General features: G+C 65.6%; 26 protein-coding genes. 4 read left to right on the top strand and 22 right to left on the bottom strand.

The features are described 5' to 3' along the window. Positions 1-29: 29 nt before the first annotated feature. The 4 genes from ACFXHE_RS09715 to ACFXHE_RS09700 form a co-directional block, all read right to left on the bottom strand. Positions 30-524 carry a YbaB/EbfC family nucleoid-associated protein gene (locus ACFXHE_RS09715; protein ID WP_379381596.1) on the bottom strand — a complete coding sequence of 165 codons (495 nt, stop codon included), beginning with the start codon at positions 522-524 and terminating at the stop codon, positions 30-32. Further along, the gene (locus ACFXHE_RS09710; RefSeq protein ID WP_379381594.1) at positions 521-880 is read right to left on the bottom strand and encodes a hypothetical protein; all 360 of its coding nucleotides are present in this window, start codon (positions 878-880) and stop codon (positions 521-523) included. The genes ACFXHE_RS09715 and ACFXHE_RS09710 overlap by 4 nt, the downstream gene beginning before the upstream one ends. Before the next feature lie 70 nt (positions 881-950). Continuing rightward, a complete protein-coding gene (locus tag ACFXHE_RS09705) occupies positions 951-1,739 on the bottom strand; it encodes an ESX secretion-associated protein EspG (RefSeq protein WP_379381593.1) in 789 nt (262 codons plus the stop codon). Continuing rightward, the gene (locus ACFXHE_RS09700; RefSeq protein ID WP_379381591.1) at positions 1,736-3,787 is read right to left on the bottom strand and encodes a hypothetical protein; all 2,052 of its coding nucleotides are present in this window, start codon (positions 3,785-3,787) and stop codon (positions 1,736-1,738) included. The genes ACFXHE_RS09705 and ACFXHE_RS09700 overlap by 4 nt, the downstream gene beginning before the upstream one ends. A 156-nt stretch (positions 3,788-3,943) precedes the next feature. Here ACFXHE_RS09700 and dtd point away from each other — a divergent pair, with 156 nt between their 5' ends. Beyond that, positions 3,944-4,387 carry a D-aminoacyl-tRNA deacylase gene (gene dtd, locus ACFXHE_RS09695; RefSeq protein WP_379382091.1) on the top strand — a complete coding sequence of 148 codons (444 nt, stop codon included), beginning with the start codon at positions 3,944-3,946 and terminating at the stop codon, positions 4,385-4,387. Positions 4,388-4,422: 35 nt separating this feature from the next. Then, the gene (locus ACFXHE_RS09690) at positions 4,423-5,022 is read left to right on the top strand and encodes an AAA family ATPase (protein ID WP_379381589.1); all 600 of its coding nucleotides are present in this window, start codon (positions 4,423-4,425) and stop codon (positions 5,020-5,022) included. Positions 5,023-5,031: 9 nt separating this feature from the next. Here the strand turns inward: ACFXHE_RS09690 and ACFXHE_RS09685 are convergent, their stop codons facing one another. From ACFXHE_RS09685 to rplN, 18 genes are all read right to left on the bottom strand, one after another. Continuing rightward, the gene (locus ACFXHE_RS09685; protein ID WP_379381587.1) at positions 5,032-5,850 is read right to left on the bottom strand and encodes an SDR family NAD(P)-dependent oxidoreductase; all 819 of its coding nucleotides are present in this window, start codon (positions 5,848-5,850) and stop codon (positions 5,032-5,034) included. A 52-nt stretch (positions 5,851-5,902) separates the two neighbouring features. Further along, the gene (locus ACFXHE_RS09680) at positions 5,903-6,316 is read right to left on the bottom strand and encodes a nuclear transport factor 2 family protein (RefSeq protein WP_379381585.1); all 414 of its coding nucleotides are present in this window, start codon (positions 6,314-6,316) and stop codon (positions 5,903-5,905) included. A 140-nt stretch (positions 6,317-6,456) separates the two neighbouring features. Beyond that, positions 6,457-7,257 carry a type I methionyl aminopeptidase gene (gene map, locus ACFXHE_RS09675; protein WP_379381583.1) on the bottom strand — a complete coding sequence of 267 codons (801 nt, stop codon included), beginning with the start codon at positions 7,255-7,257 and terminating at the stop codon, positions 6,457-6,459. Further along, positions 7,258-7,803, bottom strand: a complete 546-nt coding sequence (locus ACFXHE_RS09670) for an adenylate kinase (protein ID WP_356996993.1) — start codon at positions 7,801-7,803, stop codon at positions 7,258-7,260. Continuing rightward, on the bottom strand, positions 7,800-9,122 hold the full coding sequence (gene secY / locus ACFXHE_RS09665) for a preprotein translocase subunit SecY (protein ID WP_379381581.1): 1,323 nt from the start codon (positions 9,120-9,122) through the stop codon (positions 7,800-7,802). The genes ACFXHE_RS09670 and secY overlap by 4 nt, the downstream gene beginning before the upstream one ends. 168 nt (positions 9,123-9,290) lie before the next feature. Further along, on the bottom strand, positions 9,291-9,734 hold the full coding sequence (gene rplO, locus ACFXHE_RS09660) for a 50S ribosomal protein L15 (RefSeq protein WP_354830509.1): 444 nt from the start codon (positions 9,732-9,734) through the stop codon (positions 9,291-9,293). Continuing rightward, the gene (gene rpmD / locus ACFXHE_RS09655) at positions 9,731-9,916 is read right to left on the bottom strand and encodes a 50S ribosomal protein L30 (protein WP_364605587.1); all 186 of its coding nucleotides are present in this window, start codon (positions 9,914-9,916) and stop codon (positions 9,731-9,733) included. Before rpmD ends, rplO begins: the two co-directional genes overlap by 4 nt. A gap of 1 nt (position 9,917) precedes the next feature. Further along, the gene (gene rpsE, locus ACFXHE_RS09650; RefSeq protein WP_379381578.1) at positions 9,918-10,562 is read right to left on the bottom strand and encodes a 30S ribosomal protein S5; all 645 of its coding nucleotides are present in this window, start codon (positions 10,560-10,562) and stop codon (positions 9,918-9,920) included. 31 nt (positions 10,563-10,593) lie between these two features. Then, positions 10,594-11,001, bottom strand: coding sequence for a 50S ribosomal protein L18 (rplR, locus tag ACFXHE_RS09645; RefSeq protein WP_379381576.1), 408 nt, complete (start codon positions 10,999-11,001; stop codon positions 10,594-10,596). Positions 11,002-11,004: 3 nt separating this feature from the next. Then, complete coding sequence (gene rplF / locus ACFXHE_RS09640; protein ID WP_356996988.1) at positions 11,005-11,544, bottom strand: 50S ribosomal protein L6; 540 nt, start codon at positions 11,542-11,544, stop codon at positions 11,005-11,007. A 14-nt stretch (positions 11,545-11,558) separates the two neighbouring features. Next, positions 11,559-11,957, bottom strand: coding sequence for a 30S ribosomal protein S8 (rpsH, locus tag ACFXHE_RS09635; protein ID WP_213558035.1), 399 nt, complete (start codon positions 11,955-11,957; stop codon positions 11,559-11,561). A gap of 265 nt (positions 11,958-12,222) precedes the next feature. Continuing rightward, positions 12,223-12,999: a hypothetical protein gene (locus tag ACFXHE_RS09630; protein WP_379381574.1), complete on the bottom strand. Its 777-nt coding sequence runs from the start codon at positions 12,997-12,999 to the stop codon at positions 12,223-12,225. 435 nt (positions 13,000-13,434) lie between these two features. After that, a complete protein-coding gene (locus tag ACFXHE_RS09625) occupies positions 13,435-13,854 on the bottom strand; it encodes a PIN domain nuclease (protein WP_379381572.1) in 420 nt (139 codons plus the stop codon). Next, positions 13,851-14,060, bottom strand: a complete 210-nt coding sequence (locus ACFXHE_RS09620; RefSeq protein ID WP_379381570.1) for a type II toxin-antitoxin system VapB family antitoxin — start codon at positions 14,058-14,060, stop codon at positions 13,851-13,853. The genes ACFXHE_RS09625 and ACFXHE_RS09620 overlap by 4 nt, the downstream gene beginning before the upstream one ends. A gap of 154 nt (positions 14,061-14,214) precedes the next feature. Continuing rightward, a complete protein-coding gene (locus tag ACFXHE_RS09615) occupies positions 14,215-14,400 on the bottom strand; it encodes a type Z 30S ribosomal protein S14 (RefSeq protein ID WP_029923637.1) in 186 nt (61 codons plus the stop codon). 3 nt (positions 14,401-14,403) lie between these two features. Further along, on the bottom strand, positions 14,404-14,970 hold the full coding sequence (rplE, locus tag ACFXHE_RS09610) for a 50S ribosomal protein L5 (protein WP_120741133.1): 567 nt from the start codon (positions 14,968-14,970) through the stop codon (positions 14,404-14,406). A gap of 1 nt (position 14,971) precedes the next feature. Next, entirely contained in the window at positions 14,972-15,286 is a 315-nt protein-coding gene (gene rplX, locus ACFXHE_RS09605) for a 50S ribosomal protein L24 (protein ID WP_040804283.1), read from the bottom strand. A gap of 2 nt (positions 15,287-15,288) precedes the next feature. Continuing rightward, positions 15,289-15,657 (bottom strand): 50S ribosomal protein L14, encoded by a 369-nt coding sequence (rplN, locus tag ACFXHE_RS09600; protein WP_033090674.1) that lies wholly within the window; start codon positions 15,655-15,657, stop codon positions 15,289-15,291. Between the two features lie 346 nt (positions 15,658-16,003). On the opposite strand from rplN, the gene ACFXHE_RS09595 reads away from it, so the two are divergent. Together ACFXHE_RS09595 and ACFXHE_RS09590 are read left to right on the top strand one after the other, a co-directional pair. Next, positions 16,004-18,043 (top strand): M13 family metallopeptidase, encoded by a 2,040-nt coding sequence (locus ACFXHE_RS09595; protein WP_379381568.1) that lies wholly within the window; start codon positions 16,004-16,006, stop codon positions 18,041-18,043. Positions 18,044-18,121: 78 nt separating this feature from the next. After that, on the top strand, positions 18,122-20,176 hold the full coding sequence (locus ACFXHE_RS09590; protein ID WP_379381567.1) for a M13 family metallopeptidase: 2,055 nt from the start codon (positions 18,122-18,124) through the stop codon (positions 20,174-20,176). Positions 20,177-20,191 lie beyond the last annotated feature (15 nt).

Below are 20,191 nucleotides of genomic sequence, written 5' to 3'. Positions count from 1 at the left end.
TCGGCGCTACCTCACCCAGCGAGTGCGCATTACCATCCGGAATCGGTGGCTCCGCCTCGCCGCGGCTGCTCCGCATCGGGGCTCGATTCCTGGAATCCGCCGAGCCGCTCCGGTGCCTTCGGGGGTGCAGTGGAGACCACGGGCGGCTCCGGAATCGCCAATTCCTTGGAGAGATCCGGCATTCCGGGGATGATGTCGGTCAGCTTGGGCAGCCGGTTCCGGTTCTGCGACACCGGGGCCATGATGTCGCGACTGCGGCGTGCCACCTCGGCGGCCGCCTGCTGGGCCGCCTCGGTCACCGCCCTGGCGATCTCCGAGTAGTCGAGTTCCTCTATGCCGGAACCGAATCGGGTCTCGATGACGGTGCCGTCCGCGTTCACTGTGACGGTGACCCGCTTGCCGCGGACCGTCGCCGACGCGGTCAGCGCCGCGCGCTCGCGCTGCAACTTGGTGATGGTGCGCATCTGATCCGCGAAACCGTCGAGGATCTCGGCGAGATCGGACTTGGCCTGCTCATTGCTCACGACTGCGACCCGCCCTTGAACTGGTCGGCGTTTTCCTTCTCTTTCTTTTCGAGCTCCACCGCCGAGTCATGCTGCGACTTCGAGAAATTCGCGAAGGTGCCCGCCATGTTCTTGGCGCCATCGACAATGTTCGTCTTGCTGGCCAGGTACCCCTGCGCGCCATTGGCGAACTGCCTGCCGAGGCTGTCGCTGCCCCACGGCTCCCCCAGCCCGTCGGCACTGGACTCGAAATTGTCCACGACACCCTGGATTCCGTCCCGCACGTCACCGGTCTTGCGCGAGGCCGTGACCAGCAAATCATGGTACGACTCCAGCCGACTGCCGCTCATGATGTTGACCTTGACACCCTCGGGCAACTACTCAGTGGCCGGAATATTAACGGAGAGTGCCGATTCGGACGGCCCGGGACAGCACGCCGCCCGGCGTTCACTCGTCGTATTCGCCCCGCCACTCCATCTGCCGGATGATCTCTTCCATCGACCGCGCGAGCCAGTTGGTGAACTGCCGCGCGTCCGCACCGACCGCGAGCAGCTCCGGCTGGCCCGAATCGATGAGATAGCGCCCGTCATCGACCACATCCCGCCAGCTCAGCATCATCTCGGTGACCCCGCGCGGACCGTACTTGGACCGCGCCTGCGCCACCTGCACAGCTCCGACCAGCGTGACGGGCTCCGAAAGGAAGGCCGCCGTGGCTGATTCGTCCGATTCCTCGAAGCTGTCGAACGCACCCGCACCCGACGGGGCGTACGAGTCCGGGGCGGCCGACTCCGCGACGATCGGGATCGAGATCCGCCGACCGGCCTTCGCGGGCGGCAACTGTGCCACCAGCAGACCGGGCAGCTCCTCCGGATCACACTCCAGCAGTGTGACATTCCCGCCGTGCTCGAGCGTCTCGCCCGGCTCCTGACGGATCAGCAGTGCCCGTCGCCCCAGCCGCGCGCCGTGCACCCGGATCTGCTTGGCCGGATTGCCGACATCGCCATCGATGCTGGCGCGCAACCAGATCCAGACCTCGGGACGCGCGACCACCTCCAGGGCGAGCCGGATCTCCGGGCCCAACTCGGCGTCCAGTCGCTCCTGGATCGCGAGAACCTCACGCTCGTAATCCTCGAGGAGTGGAATGCGGCTGAGGTAGGTCAGGGGCTGGGGTAGCGCCCCCTCCAGGTACTGCATGCACAGCACATGGAACTCGTCGTCGGTGAACTCCCAGGTCACGACTCGATCACCGGGACATGCGCATCGAGGGTGTGGGCCAGCGCGTCGACGAAGTCGGACTGCGCGGGTTCCGCTCCGGTAGTGGCGGTTTCGGTCATCACGGCCGCCCCTGGCGCCGCGGTCATGCCGACCACCGGCTGCACGGCGCCGTCCTGGTCCAGACCCGCGCGGACGACGTCGCCGTGATCGATATCGGCGCGCACGATGCCACCGTCGGGCAGCAGCGCCGGGCCGCCGAACAGGTTGGTGAACGACGGCGCCCCGGCAGCCTGCGCGGCCGCGGGCGTCGGGATGGCCGCGCCCATGGGCGCGGTGGCCGGCGTCGTGGTCGTGGTCGGCGTCGTGGTCGTGGCCGGCGCGGCGGGCTGGGCGGTGTCCGGGCTCAGGCCGAGCAGCTGCTTGAGCTGGTTCACCTTGTCCGGCGACTGCTCGAGCGTGGTGAGCGCGGAGGTCACCTGATCCTGCGGCACCCCGAGCACCTCGGCCAGCTTGGCGATATCCCCTGTGCTCCAGGCCGATTCCAGCTGCTGCAACACCGTGCCCAGCGACGAAAGCCCCTGCATTCCACTGGACGCGGCGCCGACCAGCGAACTCAGCAAGCTGGCGATCGAGGACATGCCGTCCTGTCCGGAACTGCTGCCGGTCGACGGGTTGGACGTGCCGGACGGGTTCGAACCCGGACTCGTCCCACCGGGATTCGTGCCGCCCGGGTTGGTGCCGTTGGGATTCGTCCCATTGGGGTTGGTGCCGTTCGGATTGGTCCCGTTCGGATTCGTCCCGTTCGGGTTGGTGCCGTTCGGGTTCGATCCGGGTTTGGTGCCGTTGGGACCGGGCTTGTCCTCGAGCGGCGGAATCTTCGGCTTCGTGGCGCTACCGCCGGGTGTCTTCTTGCCCGAGTTGTCGCCGCCGGTGTTCGCTCCACCGGTATTCGCTCCACCGGTATTCGCTCCGCCGGTGTTGTCCCCACCGGACTTGTCGCCGGGCTTGTCCCCGGGTTTGTCGCCGGGTTTTTTGTCCCCGTCGGTGGGCGGCTTCTGCGCCGGCATCGGGGTCGGCCCCGAGATCACCGGCAGCAGGCCCGCGGTGTCCTTCATCGGCGCACAGTAGTAATCACCGAAATTCTTCTGGTACCAGGGCAACTGGGTGGATCCGGGCAAGGACACTCCCCCGTAGGGCATGTAGCCCGTTATCGGCGAGTAGGACCCGGTGTTGACGTATGTACCGTCGGCCGTCGGCGTGTACGGCATGTACATCTTCGTCTGGGCCATCCAGGACGACGTGTACTGCAACAGTTCACCCGTGGTTCGCATCGCGCCGGCCAGTGGCGCGAGATCCTTGCAGTAGCTCTGCACCGCGGCCTGTGCGGCGGCTGCTCCACCGTCCGCCGTGCTCTGCCAGGAATTGGTCAACGACTGGATATTGTTGGAGAAGTCACCGACATATCCCTCGATCTGGTCGCCCATCCACTTCCACAGACCGCCCGCCGTCGCGAACGGATCGGGAGTCAGTGCCTGACCGAGGTTGTAGAGCGTGCCCCACTCTTGGTTGTTCGGGTTCTCCAGGGCCACATCGACCGATTGTTTGTTCTTCGTCGAATCGCCCTGGAAGGTCTTCAGGTCGGCGGGGAGCTTGATGTCGGTGTTCTGGATGGGCACCTTCACCGCCGCCGGGGGCGTCAGCTTGCTGTTCAAACCGTCGAATGCGGCCTTCGACACCGCATCCTGGTCGACATAGATCTTGCCCGCCGAATCGAAGGTCGCCACCATGTCGGTCAGCACGGCGACATTGGTATCGAGGGCGTCGAGCAGTGCCTGACCGGACTGGTTGAACGCGGCCGTCATCCGATTGCCGGAGGAGAGACTGCCGATCTGCGGGAGATTGGCAAGTGAAGCGCCCTGCTTCTTCAGATACTGCAGCTGTCCGATCAGAGTCGCGGCGTAATTCGCGCCCTTCTCGGCCGTGCCGGGCTCATAACTCAGAGCACCCGCGTCAGCCTGCTGCTTCAGACCGGCCCAGACCGTGTTGTCTTTGTTCTTGTCATCTGCCATCGGTAACTACTGTCGCTCCCACCGGGTTCAGCTGTCCGTGCCAGCACAGCCTACTGTTGTGAACTGCCGATGGCGCACAAGGAAATTCGGGGCATGTGTGAACGCCCCGGGGTAGCCGGGCGGACGAACCGCGGCCATCTGGGAAGATCGATGACCATGCGGGTACTGGTGCAGCGGGTGACATCGGCTCAGGTGACCGTCGACGGCGAGGTGGTCGGGCGGATCGACCCCGCCGCGCACGGCGCGCCACAGGGCTTGGTCGCGCTGGTCGGGGTCACCCACACCGATACCGAGGGCACCGCGAAAGCGCTGGCCGACAAGCTGTTCCGACTGCGGATCCTGGACGGCGAACGTTCCGCCGCCGATCTGTCCGCACCCGTCCTGGTGATCAGCCAGTTCACCCTCTACGCCGATACCGCCAAGGGCCGCCGCCCCTCCTGGAACGCCGCCGCACCCGGCCCGGTCGCCGAACCGCTGGTGGACACCTTCGCCGCCGCCCTCCGCGACCTCGGCGCGACCGTCGCCACCGGAAAGTTCGGCGCGCACATGCACGTCGAACTTGTCAACGACGGCCCTGTCACCATCCTGCTCGAAGGCTGACCTGCGACGACGCCGCCGCGGCTAGGGTGGCGGGCATGCTGCTGTGGATCAATGGGCCGTTCGGCGGAGGGAAGACACACACCGCGTTCGAGTTGCATCGGCGGCTGCCCGGGAGCCTGGTCTGTGATCCCGAGGAGGTCGGGTTCGGGCTGCATCGGGTTATCCCCAAGGAGTTTCGGCCCGACTTCCAGGATCTACCGGCCTGGCGGCAGGGCGTCTTCGAGACCCTCGATCTGGTGCTGAGCAAGCACGGCGGGCCGGTGATCGCGCCCATGACGGTGGTCGAACCGGTCTACTTCGCGGAGACGGTCGGGCGGTTGCGCGAAAAAGGGCACGACGTAAGGCATTTCGCGCTCATGGCGCGTCCGGAGACGGTAGTGCGGCGGCTGCGGGAACGGGCGCTGGGCGGGCTGCGGCACGAGAGCTTCGCCATCGACCGGGTGGATCATTGCCTGAATGCCCTGGCTCGACCGGAATTCGCCGAACACATCCACACCGACGAGCTCTCGCTGCGTGCGGTCGCCGACCACATCGCCGCCGCCTCCGGCCTTACCCTGACCCCGAACACCGACGGCAGACTCCGCACCGAGCTACGGCGGATCCTGGTGGGGGTCAGGCATATTCGACTGTTCTGAACGCCGCTGTCAGCGGACCCACTTCGAAGTCAGGCCCGCGACGATGGAGCCGTCGAGGTCCGACAGGCTGTCGGCGACGAAGGCGCGGGCGAAGTCCGAAGTCTGCCAACGGAAGACGACCGGGTATGCGGTGAGGGCGGACAGGACCACCTCGGCCACCTGTTCGGCGGTCTGGGCGGTGCTGTACGCACCACGGGTGCGATCGATGTAGGCCTGCAGGGCGGGCGCGTACGGACCGGCGGACGCGATCGTGGCGGGTATGTCGATACGGGCATTGGTGACGAATTCCGTTGTCACCGCGCCAGGTTCGACGACGCTAACGCCGACACCGACCGTGGCCGCCACCGGCTCCAGGCTCTGCATGAATCCCTCGACCGCGAACTTCGCCGCGCAGTATGCCTCGTTGAACGGCTGGCCGACCGCACCGCCGACGCTGGTCACCGTCACCACGCGTCCCTTCGACGCGCGCAGATGCGGCATGGCGGCCTTGGTCACCTCGACCACTCCGAAGTAGTTGACCTCCATGGCCCGGCGGATGTCCGCCATCGGCAGGTGCTCCAGGGTGCCCAGCACCGAGACGCCCGCATTGTTGACCAGAGCGTCCAGCCGGCCGTAGTCGGCGACCACGCCCGCCAGGCACTCGGCGATGGAGGCGGGGTCGGTGACATCCAGGCGACGCACGTCGGCCCCGGTGTCCCGGACCCGCCCGGCCTTGTCCAGATTGCGCAGTGTCGCCACGGTCCTGTACCCCGCCCGCACCGCCGCGGCGGCGACCGCCAGCCCGATCCCGCTGGAGGTCCCGGTGATGAGAACAACCCTGTCGGCCATCACTCCATCGAACCAGAACCCGCCCCGGGCCCCCGCCGCCACGCCCGGCGGATCAGCACGTGGGCGTGAGCAGCTTCAGGACCCGCTCCACCAGGGCCGTGTCGCAGTGCTCCACCACCTCGGTGATCAGGCCGTCCGCCATGGTGAACAGCAAGCAGTAGGTCTGGTGGTAGGGCTCGCCGGTGAGGGTGGTGGCGGAGCCGCGGGCCTGGACCACCACTCGGTCGCCGTCGGCCAGGATCAGATCCGCCTCCATGCGGTAGGCGTCGGCGAACTGGCCCATGAGGGGACGCAGGAGACCTTGCACCACAGCGGTTTTCGGACCCCAGGTGCCCGACCAGGACCACGATCCGGGAAAGGTCCAGCGGCAATCGTCGGCCATCGCGTCGGTCAGGGCGCGACCGTTGCCCAGGGCCAGCTGCTCGAAGACGGCCCGGATGAGTTCTCGATTGTCCGTGTTGCTCATACGGTCGACGCTACGAGCGGTGCGGGCATGCGAACAGCGAGAATCCCGCATACCCGGTATGACCAACTCGCATGGGCTGGAAACGACCGCACCCGCCTCAGCCTGGGGCTGAAGCGGGTGCGGAAAGTGTTGCGCGGAGCCTACTCCGGGCGCAGGGTCAGGATGCGCGGGCCGTTTTCAGTGACCGCGACCGTGTGCTCCCAGTGGGCGGCCCGGGTGCCGTCGTCGGTGACGACGGTCCAGTTGTCGTCCAGCTCATGGGTTTCCGTGGTGCCGAGGGTGAGCATGGGCTCGATGGCGAGGACGGAGCCGACGCGGAGTTCGGGGCCCTTGCCGGGTGCGCCCTCGTTGGGCAGGAACGGGTCCATGTGCATTTCGCGACCGATGGCGTGGCCACCGTAACCGGAGACGATGCCGTACTTGCGGTCGTGCAGCTTCTCGGCGGCGTAGGTGCCCTGCTCGATGGCGTGCGAGACGTCCGAGAGCCGGTTGCCCGGGAGCATGGCGGCGATGCCGGCCTCCATGGACAGCCGGGTCGCCTCGCTGAGCAGGCGGTCCGCCTCGATGATGGTGCCGACGCCGAAGGTCCACGCCGAATCGCCGTGCCAGCCCTCGAGGATGGCGCCGCAGTCGATGGACACCAGGTCGCCCTCGGCCAGGACCTCGTCCTTGGACGGGATGCCGTGCACCACTCGGTCGTTCACCGACGAACAGATGGAACCCGGGAAACCGTGGTAGCCCTTGAAGGACGGGATCGCCCCGGCCTCACGGATGACCTGCTCGGCCACCTCGTCCAGCTCCCAGGTGGAGACACCGGGCGCAGCGGCGGCTCGCACCGCCACCAGCGCGCGGCCGACGACAGCGCCGGCCGCCGCCATGGCGTCCAGTTCACCGGCGGTGCGGAAGGGCACCACCCGCTTGCTCTTGCGTCCGAAGACCATTCAGCGACCCAGGGCCTTCAGCGCCCGCTCATTGACCTCGGCGACGTCGCCGACACCCTCGACCGAGACGACCTGCCCGTCGTAGTGCTCCAGCAGCGGCTCGGTCTCCTCGCGGTAGACACGCATGCGGTTGCGGATGACCTCTTCGGTGTCGTCGCCGCGGCCGCGGGCCAGCATGCGCTCGACCACCACGTCCTCGTCGACCACGAAGGAGATGACGGCGTCGAGCTCCTTGCCGGCCTCCTTGAGCATCTTCTCCAGCGCCTCGGCCTGATCCACGGTGCGCGGGTAGCCGTCCAGGATGAAGCCGTTGACGGCGTCCGGCTCGGCGATGCGCGCCTCGACCATGCGGTTGGTCACGTCCGACGGGACCAGGTTGCCGGCGTCCAGGTACTGCTGCGCCTCGCGGCCCAGCGGAGTCTGCTCCGCGATATTCGTGCGGAAGAGGTTCCCGGTGGAGATGTGCGGAACACCGAGCTTTTCCGACAACAGTTCGGCCTGGGTGCCTTTACCGGCACCGGGCGGTCCGAGCAGTACGAGTCTCACTTCAGGAACCCTTCGTAGTTTCGGTTCATCAACTGGCTCTCGATCTGTTTCACGGTATCGAGGCCGACGCTCACAATGATCAGCACGGAGGTACCACCGAACGGCAGGCTGGACACACCGCCACCGCTGGAGCCGATGCCCAGCAGCAGGTTCGGTAGCACAGCAACAGCGCCGAGGTAGAGCGAGCCGGGCAGGGTGATCCGGCTCAGGACGAAGTTCAGGTAATCGGCGGTCGGCCTGCCCGGGCGGTAGCCGGGAATGAAGCCGCCGAACTTCTTCATCTCGTCCGCGCGCTCCTCCGGATTGAAGGTGATCGCGACATAGAAGTAGGTGAAGAACACGATCAGGGCGAAGTAGATCGCCACGTAGACCGGGTTACTCGGGTTGACCAGGTACTTCTGGATCAGCTCCTGCCACTTGGCAGGGTTACCGGAACTCTTCTGGGTCAACTGCGCCAACAGGTTCGGCAGATACAGCAGCGAGGAGGCGAAGATGACCGGGATGACACCCGCCTGGTTCACCTTCAACGGCAGATAGGTCGAGGACCCGCCGTACATCTTCCGGCCGACCACGCGCTTGGCGTACTGCACCGGAATCCGGCGCTGGCCCTGCTCGACGAAGATGACGCCGACGATGACCACGAATGCGGCGAAACCGACCAGAATGGTGGTGAGCAGGCCACGGCTGTCGTAGATCTGCTTGCCCTGCGACGGAACTCGCGCCGCGATACCCGCAAAGATCAACAGCGACATGCCGTTACCGATGCCGCGCTCGGTGATCTGCTCGCCGAACCACATGACCAGAGCGGCGCCCGCGGTCATGACCAGCACGATGATGATCATGCCGAAGATCGAGGTGTCGTCCAGGATGTCCTTCTGGCAGCCACGCAGCAGCTGACCGCGGGAGGCGAGCGCGACCAGACCGGTCGACTGCAGCACGGCCAGCGCGATCGACAGATACCGCGTGTACTGGGTCATCTTGTTCTGACCCGACTGGCCTTCTTTGCGCAGTTCCTCGAACCGCGGGATGACGACCGTCAGCAGCTGGATGATGATGCTCGCCGTGATGTACGGCATGATGCCGATCGCGAACACGGACAGCTGCAGCAACGCGCCGCCGGAGAAGAGGTTGATCAGCTGGTAGATACCGGCGTCATTGCCGCCGTTGACCAGGTTGATGCATTCTTGAACGTTCTTGTAACTGACGCCCGGCGAGGGCAGCGACGCACCGAGCCGGTAGAGCGCGATCAGTCCCAGCGTGAAGAGAATCTTCCGCCGTAAGTCCGGGGTCCGGAAAGCCGACACGAAGGCGGAAAGCACAGATCCTCCTGGCTAACGACATGGGTCAGGCCACGGATTCAGCGATGGGCTGTTTCAGCCGAAAAACGCCGAGAACCATGACGGTGTTGGCAGACAACACTTGAACTCTAACAGCGGCACCGGGCGAGCTCGCGACTCGCCCGGTGCCATTGCTATTTCAGGTTACCGTCAGGCCAGCTCGGTGGCAGTGCCACCCGCCGCAGTGATCTTCTCCTTGGCGGAGCCGGAGAACTTGTCGGCCGAGACCTGAACGGCCACAGCGATTTCGCCCTCGCCGAGCACCTTCACGAGCTCGTTCTTGCGAACGAGGCCGTTGGCGACCAGCTCGGCCTTGCCGATGGTGCCGCCCTCGGGGAACACGCGGGCGATGTCACCGACGTTCACGACCTGGTACTCGGTGCGGAACGGGTTGGTGAAGCCCTTGAGCTTGGGCAGACGCATGTGAATCGGCATCTGACCGCCCTCGAAGCGGACCGGGACATTCTTGCGAGCCTTCGTACCCTTGGTACCGCGGCCCGCGGTCTTGCCCTTCGAGCCTTCACCGCGACCCACACGGGTCTTCTCGGTCTTGGCACCGGGGGCAGGACGCAGGTGGTGCAACTTGATGGTCATGCGGAAACCTCCTCAACAACAACGAGGTGGCGCACGACGTTGATCAGGCCGCGGTTCTGCGAGTTGTCCTCGCGCACCACGGTCTGGCGGATACCGCGCAGCCCGAGGGTGCGCAGCGACTCCCGCTGGTTCGCCTTGGCGCCGATGCTGGACTTGATCTGGGTGACTTTCAGCTGTGCCATATCAGGCTCCCTGTCCCGCACGCGCACGCAGCATGCCCGCCGGAGCCACGTCCTCGATCGGCAGACCGCGGCGCGCGGCAACCTCTTCGGGACGCTGCAGCATCTTGAGGGCAGCAACGGTGGCATGCACAACGTTGATGGCGTTGTCGCTACCGAGCGACTTGGCCAGAACATCATGGATACCGGCACATTCGAGCACGGCACGGCACGCGCCACCGGCGATCACACCGGTACCGGGCGAAGCCGGACGCAGCATGACGACACCGGCGGCCGCCTCACCCTGAACCGGGTGGGTGACGGTGGAGCCGATCATCGGAACGCGGAAGAAGTTCTTGCGAGCCTCTTCGACACCCTTCTGGATGGCCGCGGGAACTTCCTTGGCCTTGCCGTAGCCGACGCCGACGAGACCGTTGCCGTCACCGACGATCACGAGGGCGGTGAAGCTGAAGCGACGACCACCCTTCACGACCTTGGAGACGCGGTTGATCGCGACGACGCGCTCGAGCTGGTTCTTCTCGGCGGCACTGTCGCGACGGTCGCCACCGCCGCGGCGGTCGCGACCGCCACCACGCTGATCGCGGTTGTCGCTGCCACCATTCTGTCCGGCGGGACCGTTTCCGCCGTCACGCCGCTGACGTCCCGGCATCAGACGTTCCTTCCGTTCGCAGTGTTGATCATCAGAACTTCAGCCCACCTTCACGGGCGGCGTCGGCGAGAGCCGCAATACGGCCGTGGTAGTCGTGACCACCACGGTCGAACACGACCGCCTCGACGCCGGCAGCCTTGGCGCGGGCGGCGAGCAACTCGCCGACCTTGGCGCCCTTGGCGGACTTGTCACCCTCGAGAGCACGCACATCGGCCTCGATGGTCGACGCGGCGGCAATGGTCTTGCCGGCGGAGTCGTCGATCAGCTGGGCGTGGATGTGGCGCGCGGAGCGGTTGACCACCAGGCGCGGACGCGCGGTGGTGCCGACGACCTTCTTGCGCAGACGGAAGTGACGACGCGTCTTGGACAGGCGGCGCGCGGTCGAGGCGTCCTTGCCGATCGGCTTGCGAGCGGCCTTCTGCTTTTCGGTTTGTGCCATGGCTTACTTACCCGTCTTTCCGACCTTGCGGCGAACGACCTCGCCGGCGTAGCGGATGCCCTTGCCCTTGTACGGATCGGGCTTACGCAGGCCGTGGATCACCGCGGCGATCTGGCCGACCTTCTGCTTGTCGATGCCGGACACCGAGAACTTGGTCGGGGACTCCACCGCGAAGGTGATGCCCTCGGGCGCGTCGACCGGAACCGGGTGGCTGTAGCCCAGGGCGAACTCGAGGTTCGAGCCCTTGGCCTGCACGCGGTAACCGACGCCGAAGATTTCCATCTTCTTCTCGTAGCCCTGCGTCACACCCACGATCATGTTGCTGATCAGGGTGCGGGTCAGGCCGTGCAGCGAGCGGTTCTGGCGCTCGTCGTTGGGACGAGCCACCTCCAGCTCACCCGACTCGGCCTTGGCGACGGTGATCGGCTCGGCGACCACGTGCGAGAGGGTGCCCTTGGAACCCTTCACCGTGATGCTCTGGCCGTCGATGGTCACCTCGACGCCGGCGGGAACCGGGATCGGCTTCTTACCGATACGCGACATTGTTCCTACCTCCCTTACCAGACGTAGGCGAGGACTTCGCCGCCCACGCCCTGCTGCTTGGCCTGACGGTCAGTGAGCAGACCCGAGGACGTGGAGATGATCGCCACGCCCAGGCCGCCGAGCACCTTGGGCAGGTTGGTGGACTTCGCGTAGACCCGGAGGCCCGGCTTCGACACGCGGCGCACACCCTGCAGGGAGCGCTCACGGCTCGGGCCGTACTTCAGGTCGACGATCAGGTTCTTGCCGACGGGCGCATCTTCGACGCGGAAGTCGGCGATGTAGCCCTCGCGCTTGAGGATCTCGGCGATGTTCACCTTGAGCTTCGAGTGCGGAGCCTTCACCTGATCGTGGTACGCCGAGTTGGCGTTGCGCAGACGGGTCAGAAAGTCTGCGATCGGATCAGTCATGGTCATGTGTTTGACCGGTACCTTTCTCGCCGCGGTTCCCATTCAGCACCGTCTGAGATCGGCGGTCGTGGGCCTACGACAATTCGGGGCGGTCCAGCCGGGGATGCCCGACTGGAGAAAACGCTTGCGCCCGGAGCAAAAAAGCCGCACACGCGAGGCGCGTGCAGACACAGGTGTGCCCGAGCAACCGGTCTAGTGTAGACAAGGGCTGATCAGCGGCCAAATCGAGGCCTCCGCCACACCCGGCGACGCCTGCTCCCGACGCCGTGGATCAGTGCGCGGCGCCGAGGCAGAGGGCCCGGGGGATGTCGCCGGGGCGTTCGTAGGAGTAGGTGGCGACGGAGCCCTTGATGTGGTCGCACATGGACTTGTCGAGGAGCGAGGCCAGGAGTTTGTATTCGGCGTCGGGGCTGGTGCAGGGGGTCAGTTCGACATCATTGGCGCCCGACTTCCGCAGGCAATCGCCTTCCTTGGCGTTGTCGACGGTGCGGGTCGCGTCGGAATCCTTTGCGATCAGGCAGAATACGATGCCGGTGCCGAATGCTCCGATACCCTTCTTGGCCTTCAGCAGGTAGCTGTAGGTGGTCTGGGTGCCGGGGACGTCCTTGCAGGCCATGTCGGTCATGAACTCGGACCCGTCGGGGCGGGCCAGGACGCGGTAGACGGCCGTGCGGTCGCCGCAGTCCACCTTCTGCACGGTGCTGCCGCCGGTGTCGGTGAGGCAGTCGCCCTTCTGGGCCGCGTTCGCGGCGTGTGCCGGGTCGGCGCCCTTGATGCCCACGCAGATGGACCCGCTTCCCTTGTCGGTGTAAACGTATTCGGTGCCCGCGACGTCCACGCAGCGGTCGTGGGTCTTGCCGGTGCCGGCTCGGTCGAGCACGACGAATCCGGCGTCCGACGAAGAGCAGGAGACCTTGTCGAAACCGTCGTCGCCGGCCTTCTTCAGACAATCGCCCTGCTGGACGGCGCTCGCGGAACCGCCGATCAGACCGCATCCGCTCGTGAACAATGCCAACAGCAGCGCCGAAACGGCCACCACCCAACGCATTCGGAATCCTCCCCCGATTCAAACCCGCCATTTCCGACGAATCGCCACGGTAGCGTGCTGCGGCGACGACCACCAATCGTCGACCCCCTCCGCCATGTCGCGCTAAATGCGCTGCGGTTGATCTGACGGTTCCGCACGCGAATTCGATGGAATGGCAAGGGGGTTGGGCCGGTGCCCTATGTGACCCCCATCGCCGAACAGTATCTGCGGACCCTTTGCGCCAGTGAGAGATTCGACTCCCCCGCGATGGGATAGAGCGCCCGACGCGATCACCAGGTTGGGCCAGCCCATGATCTTGCTGGACCGCTCACCACATTGCGAGGATTGACCTCCGGCGATGCCCTGGCCGCGCTTCGGAGGGACGCTCAGGTGTTCGCCCTCATTCGAACCACCGGCGGCTGCAGGCGACCGACACCGTAGCGAGAATCGCAGGGGTCAGGAGATTGAGCCGGGTGCCGAGATCCATTGGGTGGGCTGACCGGTCACCTCGGCGACGGTTTCGAAATCACGGTCGTAGTGGAGGATGGTCAGGTTGTGGGCTGCGGCGGTCACGGCGACCAGGAGGTCGGCGATGCCTGCGCCGCGATGGTGGCCGCGCTCGGTGAGGGATTGCTGGATGCGATGGGCACGAGGCCAGGCTTCGTCCGGTACGACCACCCAGCCGAACAGTTCGGCCAGTAGTTCCTTCTTGCGCAGACGGTCGGCCAATGAGGTTGCACTGAAGAGCAATTCGAGTTCGACGACATCGCAGACGGCGATGACTCCCGCAGTCAGAGGCTCGTGCCACGCCTTACGGATCGAGGGATTGGTCAACAGCCGCGCTACCGCGGACGTATCGATCAGGTACTCGATCATGGGCGGTAGTTGCCCTTCTCCAACAGGATCTCGAAGTCACCCCGCTCCCCCATCTCGGCTAGCTCCGCGAGCGCCTTCGCACGCTTGATTCGCTTCGCGACCTCGACGAGGGCCGCGTTCACGGTGTCCTTCTTCGTCGGGGTGCCCAGCAGACGCTGCGCCTCGGCAAGAGCCTCGTCATCGACTTCGATCAGCAGCTTCGACATCGACCCACCTCACGTATATATGCCCTATTCACATCAAATATACGGCATATCAGCGGAGACGCCGCACAGATCACGCAGGGCGAAGCCGGAGACGCCGAAGGCCCCCACCGGGACGGATCTCGGTGGGGGCCTTCAGGTTTGGGGGGGTACTAGCTCACCAGGACGACTTGTGGACGCCCGGGAGTTCGCCGCGGTGGGCCATCTCGCGCAGGCACACGCGGCACAGGCCGAACTTGCGGTAGACGGCGTGCGGGCGGCCGCAGCGCTGGCAGCGGGTGTAGGCGCGCACCGCGAACTTCGGCTTGGCGTTGGCCTTGTTGATCAGAGCCTTCTTAGCCATGGATCAGTTCTCCTTGAACGGGAAGCCGAGGTGCTTGAGCAGGGCCCGGCCTTCTTCGTTGTTGGTGGCGGTGGTCACCACGGTGATGTCCATACCACGCGGACGGTCGATCTTGTCGACGTCGATCTCGTGGAACATGGACTGCTCGGAGAGACCGAAGGTGTAGTTGCCGTGGCCGTCGAACTGCTTCGGCGACAGACCGCGGAAGTCGCGGATACGCGGCAGCGCGATCGAGATCAGACGGTCCAGGAACTCCCACATCCGGTCGCCGCGCAGGGTGACCTTCGCGCCGATCGGCATGCCCTCACGCAGCTTGAACTGCGCGATGGACTTGGTCGCCTTGCGGATCTCGGGCTTCTGGCCGGTGATCAGGGTGAGGTCGGCGACCGCACCGTTGATCAGCTTGGCGTCACGGGCGGCGTCGCCGACACCCATGTTGACGACGACCTTCACCACGCCCGGGATCTGCATCACGTTGGCGTAGTTGAACTCGTTGTTCAGGGCCGGCTTGATTTCCTCGCGGTAGCGGGTCTTCAGGCGCGGCTGCACCTTGTTCTCAGTAGAAGTCATCTCAGATGTCCTTCCCGTTGCGACGGGAGATGCGGACCCGCTTGCCGTTCTCATCGGTGCGGTAGCCCACGCGGGTCGGCTTGCCGTCGGAGTCGACGACCATCACGTTGGAGGCCTGGATCGGCGCTTCCTGGGTGACGATGCCGCCCGAGCTGGCGCCACGCTGGTTCGCGGAGTTCGCGACGTGCTTCTTGATGCGGTTCACGCCCTCGACGAGGACCTTGCCGGTCGCCGGGTAGGCCTGGATGACCTTGCCCTTGGCGCCCTTGTCCTTGCCCGAGATCACGATGACCGTGTCGCCCTTGTGCACCTTCATGGTTACAGCACCTCCGGGGCCAGCGAGACGATCTTCATGAAGCGCTTCTCACGCAGCTCACGGCCGACCGGGCCGAAGATGCGGGTGCCACGCGGATCGTTGTCCGCCTTGATCAGCACCGCAGCGTTCTCGTCGAACTTGATGTACGAGCCATCCGGGCGACGACGCTCCTTGACGGTGCGCACGACGACGGCCTTGACGACCTCGCCCTTCTTGACGTTGCCGCCGGGGATGGCGTCCTTGACAGTGGCGACGATGATGTCACCGATGCCGGCATAGCGGCGCGACGAACCACCGAGAACGCGGATGCAGAGGATCTCCTTGGCACCCGTGTTGTCGGCGACGCGCAGCCGCGACTCCTGCTGAATCACTTCAGCTCCTCCTAGACCTGGACGATATGCACGCCGGATTGCCGACCCGACGGGCATGGTCAGTTGCCCTTCAGCTGAGCCAATGGCCCGCTCCGCGGGTACGCGGGGCAGCGCCTGCCAGCGGTTTTTCACCGAACAGGAGAACAACCACTGTGGGTTCGCGGCCGAAGTGCGGGCATAGCTCCCGCAGGCAACCGCAACAGTTTAGCGAAGACCCTGTTCAGGGTGAAATCGGGGGGCGGAGCAGATGGCTCGGCGCGGATTCAGATTTTCCTCAGTCGGGTCAACTAGCGTCGGCGCGAGCAACGTCCGAGCTGTTCCGATCATCCGGTAGAGGAGATTCGCGTTGTCCGAGCGCCCCATCGCTCTCGACCGCCGTACGTTCCTGATCGCCCTGGGCCTGGCGCCCGCGGTGGCCGTATTGCCCGCCTGCTCCCCGGACTCCCAGTCGTCGAAACCGCCGACGGGCCCGGACATGTCCGGGTCGGATCCGACGGTGCGGCCGCAGGACGATCTGTACCGGTTCGTCAACGGGAAGTGGCTGCAGGAGTATCAGCTGCCGCCGGACAAGTCGTCGTTCGGGACCTTCGACGACGTGCAGGAGCGTGTCCAGGGGCAGCTGAGGGAGATCATCGAGGGGATCCGCGATCCCAAGGCCGGGTCGGACGAGCAGAAGATCCGCGACCTCTACGACGCGCGGATGAACCGGGACGAGATCGAGACGCTCGGCATGACGCCGCTGCAGGATCTGTTCGATCAGATCGACAAGGCCGCGACCAAGCCGGATCTCGCGCATGTGATGGGCGGATTCACCAATGTGGGTCTCATCGGCCTGAGTGTGGGCCCGGACCCGAAGAACTCCAATGCCTATCTCCCCTCGGTCGAGCAGTCCGGGCTCGGCATGGGCGAGCAGTACTACCGCAAGCCCGAATACGCCGCCCGGCTCGCCGCGTACCGGACGTTCATGCAGCGCCTCGCTGCCGGAGCCGGGTTCCCGGACCCGACCGCGCTGGCCGACCGGGTGGTGGACCTGGAGACCCGCATCGCCGGATTCCATTGGGACAATGTCAGAACCCGCGATACCGACGCGACCTACAACCTGATGACCTGGACCGAGCTGACCGCGCTGGGACCGCAATTCGACTGGGACCCTTGGCTTTCGGGGAGCACCGACCGGCCGAAGAACATGTTCGACAAGGTCGATGTGGCCGAGCCGTCGTTCGTGACCGGCGCGGGGCAGCTGTGGGCCGACGCCGACCTCGCCGCCTGGCGCGAGTACCTGAAGCTGAGCCTGGTGCGCGCGTACGCGCCCTATCTGCCCAAGGCGATCGCCGACGCAAATTTCGATTTCATGGGCAAGGTGGTCCAGGGGCTGCGGGAACAGCCGGAGCAGTGGCGGCGGGCCGTGGAAACGGTCAACGACGCCGTGGGCGAAGCGCTCGGAAAGCAGTACGTGGACAAGCATTTCCCGGCCGAGGCCAAGAAGCGGGCACTCGAGATGGTCGACGATCTGCGCGCGGCGTATCGGGAGAACTTCCAGAATTCGACGTGGATGTCGCCACCCACCCGGGACGCGGCCATCGCGAAACTCGGGAAGATCAATGCCAAGATCGGCTACCCGGACAAGTGGAAGGATTACTCCAAACTCACGGTCACCAGGGGCAGACTGGTCGAATCCCTGCGCGCCTCGGACGCTTTCGAGGCGAAGCGGATGTTCGATCGGCTGGGGACGCCGGTGGACAAGTCGGAATGGGTCATGCCGCCGCAGACGGTGAACGCCTACTACAACCCCAGCGGCAATGAAATCGTCTTCCCCGCGGCCTTTCTGCAGCCGCCGTTCTTCGATCCGGATGCCCAGCCCGCGGTGAACTACGGTGCGGGCGGTGCGGTAATCGGGCACGAGATCGGCCACGGGTTCGACGATCAGGGCTCCAAGTACGACGGGGACGGCAATCTGAAGGATTGGTGGACACCGGAGGACAAGGCGGCCTTCGCAGCCAAGACCAATCAGCTGATCGCGCAGTACAACGCGCTGGTGCCGGCGGACCTGCCGCCCGATCAGCACGTCAACGGCGGGCTCACGGTCGGCGAGAATCTGGCGGATCTGCGGGGACTCGAGATTTCCCTGTCGGCCTATCGGATGGCCGAGAAGCGCAAGGGGACGGACACTCCCGACTATCGGCCGATGTTCGAATCCTGGGGCCGGACTTGGCGCACCAAGATGACCACCGAGGAGCTGCAGAGTCAGATCGCGTCCGATCCGCACTCCCCGGCCGAATTCCGGTGCAATCAGGTGGTACGGAATCTGGGCGAGTTCTACAGCACCTATCACCTGAAGGACGGCGACAAGGAATACCTGCCGCCGGACCAGCGCGTCACCCTCTGAGAACGCGACAACCCGCGCGTGGCCGCCGTCCCCGGTAGCCTCGCGTCGGTATCGCAGCTTCGGGGAGAGGTAGTGCCTGTGAGTTCGTCGGATCGTCCGGCCGGTATGGACCGTCGTCGTTTTCTGATCGCGCTCGGTCTCGCGCCGGCCGTCGCCACGCTGGCGGCGTGTAGCAGCGATACGAAGAACACGGTCACCTCGACCCAGCTCACCGGCCCCGACATGTCCGGGTCGGACGCGGCGGTGCGGCCGCAGGACGACCTGTACCGGTTCGTCAACGGCAAGTGGCTGCAGGAGTATCAGCTGCCGGCGGACAAGGTGTCGTTCGGGACCTTCGACGATGTCGCGGATCGGGTCCAGGGCCAGCTGCGCGAGATCATCGAGGACATCAAGGATCCCAAGCCGGACACACCCGAGCAGCAGATCCGCGATCTGTACGACGCCCGGATGGATGTCGACACCATCGAGCAGCTGGGCCTCACGCCGCTCGCCGACATGTTCGCCGACATCGACAAGGCCGCGGGCAAGCCGGAGCTGGCCAAGGTGATGGGCGCGCTGCCGATCGGAGGGCTGATCGGGCTCGGCGTCTCGGTGGACCGGAAGAACTCCAGCGCGCACATCGCCTCGGTCGGTCAGTCCGGAATCGGCTTGAGCGAGCAGTACTATCGCAAGCCCGAATACGCCGACAAACTCGCCGGATACAAGGCCTTCCTGGAGAAGATCGCGACCGGGGCCGGATTCCCGGACCCGGTGGCCATGGCGGGCCGGGTACTGGATCTGGAGAAGCGGATCGCGGCCGGATTCTGGGACAACATCAAACTGCACGACACCGAGGCCAGCTACAACAAGATGTCGTGGACCGACATGGTGGCGCTGGCGCCGCAATTCGATTGGGACCCCTGGCTTTCCGGGAACACCGATCGGCCCAAGAGCCTGTTCGCGACGGTGATCGTCGGCGAGCCGTCGTTCGTCACCGCGGCGGGGCAGCTGTGGCACGACGTGGATATCGCGGTGTGGCGGGACTACTTGAAACTGGCGGTGGTGCGGGAGTTCGCCCGGTTCCTGCCGAAGACGCTCTCCGACGCCAACTTCGAATTCTTCGGCACCGTGATGAGCGGGCAGCAGCAGCGGCCGGAGCGGTGGAAGTCGGCGGTCGGCACCGTCGACAGCACGGTGGGCGAGCAGCTCGGAAAGCTGTACGTGGCCAAGCATTTCCCGCCCGAGGCCAAGAATCGGGCGATGGACATGGTGGCCGACCTGGTCGCGGCCTACAGGGACAACTTCACCAATTCGACGTGGATGTCGCAGCCCACGCGGGACGCCGCGCTGGTCAAGCTGGGCAAGATGGGCGTGAAGATCGGTTATCCGGACAAGTGGGAGGACTACACCGGGCTGAAGATCACCCGCGGCCAGCTCATCCAATCCCTGCGCGCCGCCAATGTTTTCGGCGCCAAGAAGATGTTCGACAAGCTGGACAAGCCGGTCGACAAGACCGAGTGGGGTATGACGCCGCAGACGGTGAACGCCTACTACCAGCCGGTCAACAATGAAATCGTGTTCCCCGCAGCCTTTTTGCAGCCGCCGTTCTTCGATCCAAAGGCCGAGGCGGCGGTCAACTACGGCGCGGGCGGCGCGGTCATCGGTCACGAGATCGGCCACGGCTTCGACGATCAGGGCTCCAAGTACGACGCCGACGGCAACCTGAAGGACTGGTGGACCGCCGAGGACCGGGCGAAGTTCGACGCCCGCACCAAGAAGCTCGTCGACCAGTACAACGGCCTGGTCCCCGCGGGTCTCGACCCCGCGCACCACGTCGACGGCACCCTCACCCTCAGCGAGAACGTGGCCGACAACCGCGGCCTGCAGATGGCCTTCGCCGCCTATCGCATCAACCAGAAGCGGGCCGGCGTCGAGAACCCCGACTATCAGCCCATGCTCGAATCCTGGGGCCGCAACTGGCGGTCCAAGCAGACCTCGCAGTACACCGAGAATCTGCTCGCCAACGACTCCCACTCGCCCGACGAGTTCCGCGCCAACCAGGTGGTCCGCAACCAGGCCGAGTACCACGCGGCCTTCACCACCAAGGACGGCGACAAACTCTTCCTGGCCGAGGACCAGCGCGTCACCTTCTGACCCACCCCGATCGCG

Source organism: Nocardia sp. NPDC059229, assembly GCF_042754165.1.
Classification (GTDB): Bacteria; Actinomycetota; Actinomycetes; order Mycobacteriales; family Mycobacteriaceae; genus Nocardia.
This window is presented reverse-complemented; position numbering and strand designations above follow the sequence as displayed.

Coding starts and splice junctions, on each gene's coding strand:
- ACFXHE_RS09700 (WP_379381591.1), bottom strand. CDS start 3,787: ATGGCAGATGACAAGAACAAAGACAACACGGTCTGGGCCGGTCTGAAG.
- dtd (WP_379382091.1), top strand. CDS start 3,944: ATGCGGGTACTGGTGCAGCGGGTGACATCGGCTCAGGTGACCGTCGAC.
- ACFXHE_RS09690 (WP_379381589.1), top strand. CDS start 4,423: ATGCTGCTGTGGATCAATGGGCCGTTCGGCGGAGGGAAGACACACACC.
- ACFXHE_RS09685 (WP_379381587.1), bottom strand. CDS start 5,850: ATGGCCGACAGGGTTGTTCTCATCACCGGGACCTCCAGCGGGATCGGG.
- ACFXHE_RS09680 (WP_379381585.1), bottom strand. CDS start 6,316: ATGAGCAACACGGACAATCGAGAACTCATCCGGGCCGTCTTCGAGCAG.
- map (WP_379381583.1), bottom strand. CDS start 7,257: ATGGTCTTCGGACGCAAGAGCAAGCGGGTGGTGCCCTTCCGCACCGCC.
- rplO (WP_354830509.1), bottom strand. CDS start 9,734: ATGACCATCAAGTTGCACCACCTGCGTCCTGCCCCCGGTGCCAAGACC.
- rpmD (WP_364605587.1), bottom strand. CDS start 9,916: ATGGCACAGCTGAAAGTCACCCAGATCAAGTCCAGCATCGGCGCCAAG.
- rpsE (WP_379381578.1), bottom strand. CDS start 10,562: ATGCCGGGACGTCAGCGGCGTGACGGCGGAAACGGTCCCGCCGGACAG.
- rplR (WP_379381576.1), bottom strand. CDS start 11,001: ATGGCACAAACCGAAAAGCAGAAGGCCGCTCGCAAGCCGATCGGCAAG.
- rplF (WP_356996988.1), bottom strand. CDS start 11,544: ATGTCGCGTATCGGTAAGAAGCCGATCCCGGTTCCCGCCGGCGTCGAG.
- rpsH (WP_213558035.1), bottom strand. CDS start 11,957: ATGACCATGACTGATCCGATCGCAGACTTTCTGACCCGTCTGCGCAAC.
- ACFXHE_RS09630 (WP_379381574.1), bottom strand. CDS start 12,999: ATGCGTTGGGTGGTGGCCGTTTCGGCGCTGCTGTTGGCATTGTTCACG.
- ACFXHE_RS09625 (WP_379381572.1), bottom strand. CDS start 13,854: ATGATCGAGTACCTGATCGATACGTCCGCGGTAGCGCGGCTGTTGACC.
- ACFXHE_RS09620 (WP_379381570.1), bottom strand. CDS start 14,060: ATGTCGAAGCTGCTGATCGAAGTCGATGACGAGGCTCTTGCCGAGGCG.
- ACFXHE_RS09615 (WP_029923637.1), bottom strand. CDS start 14,400: ATGGCTAAGAAGGCTCTGATCAACAAGGCCAACGCCAAGCCGAAGTTC.
- rplE (WP_120741133.1), bottom strand. CDS start 14,970: ATGACTTCTACTGAGAACAAGGTGCAGCCGCGCCTGAAGACCCGCTAC.
- rplX (WP_040804283.1), bottom strand. CDS start 15,286: ATGAAGGTGCACAAGGGCGACACGGTCATCGTGATCTCGGGCAAGGAC.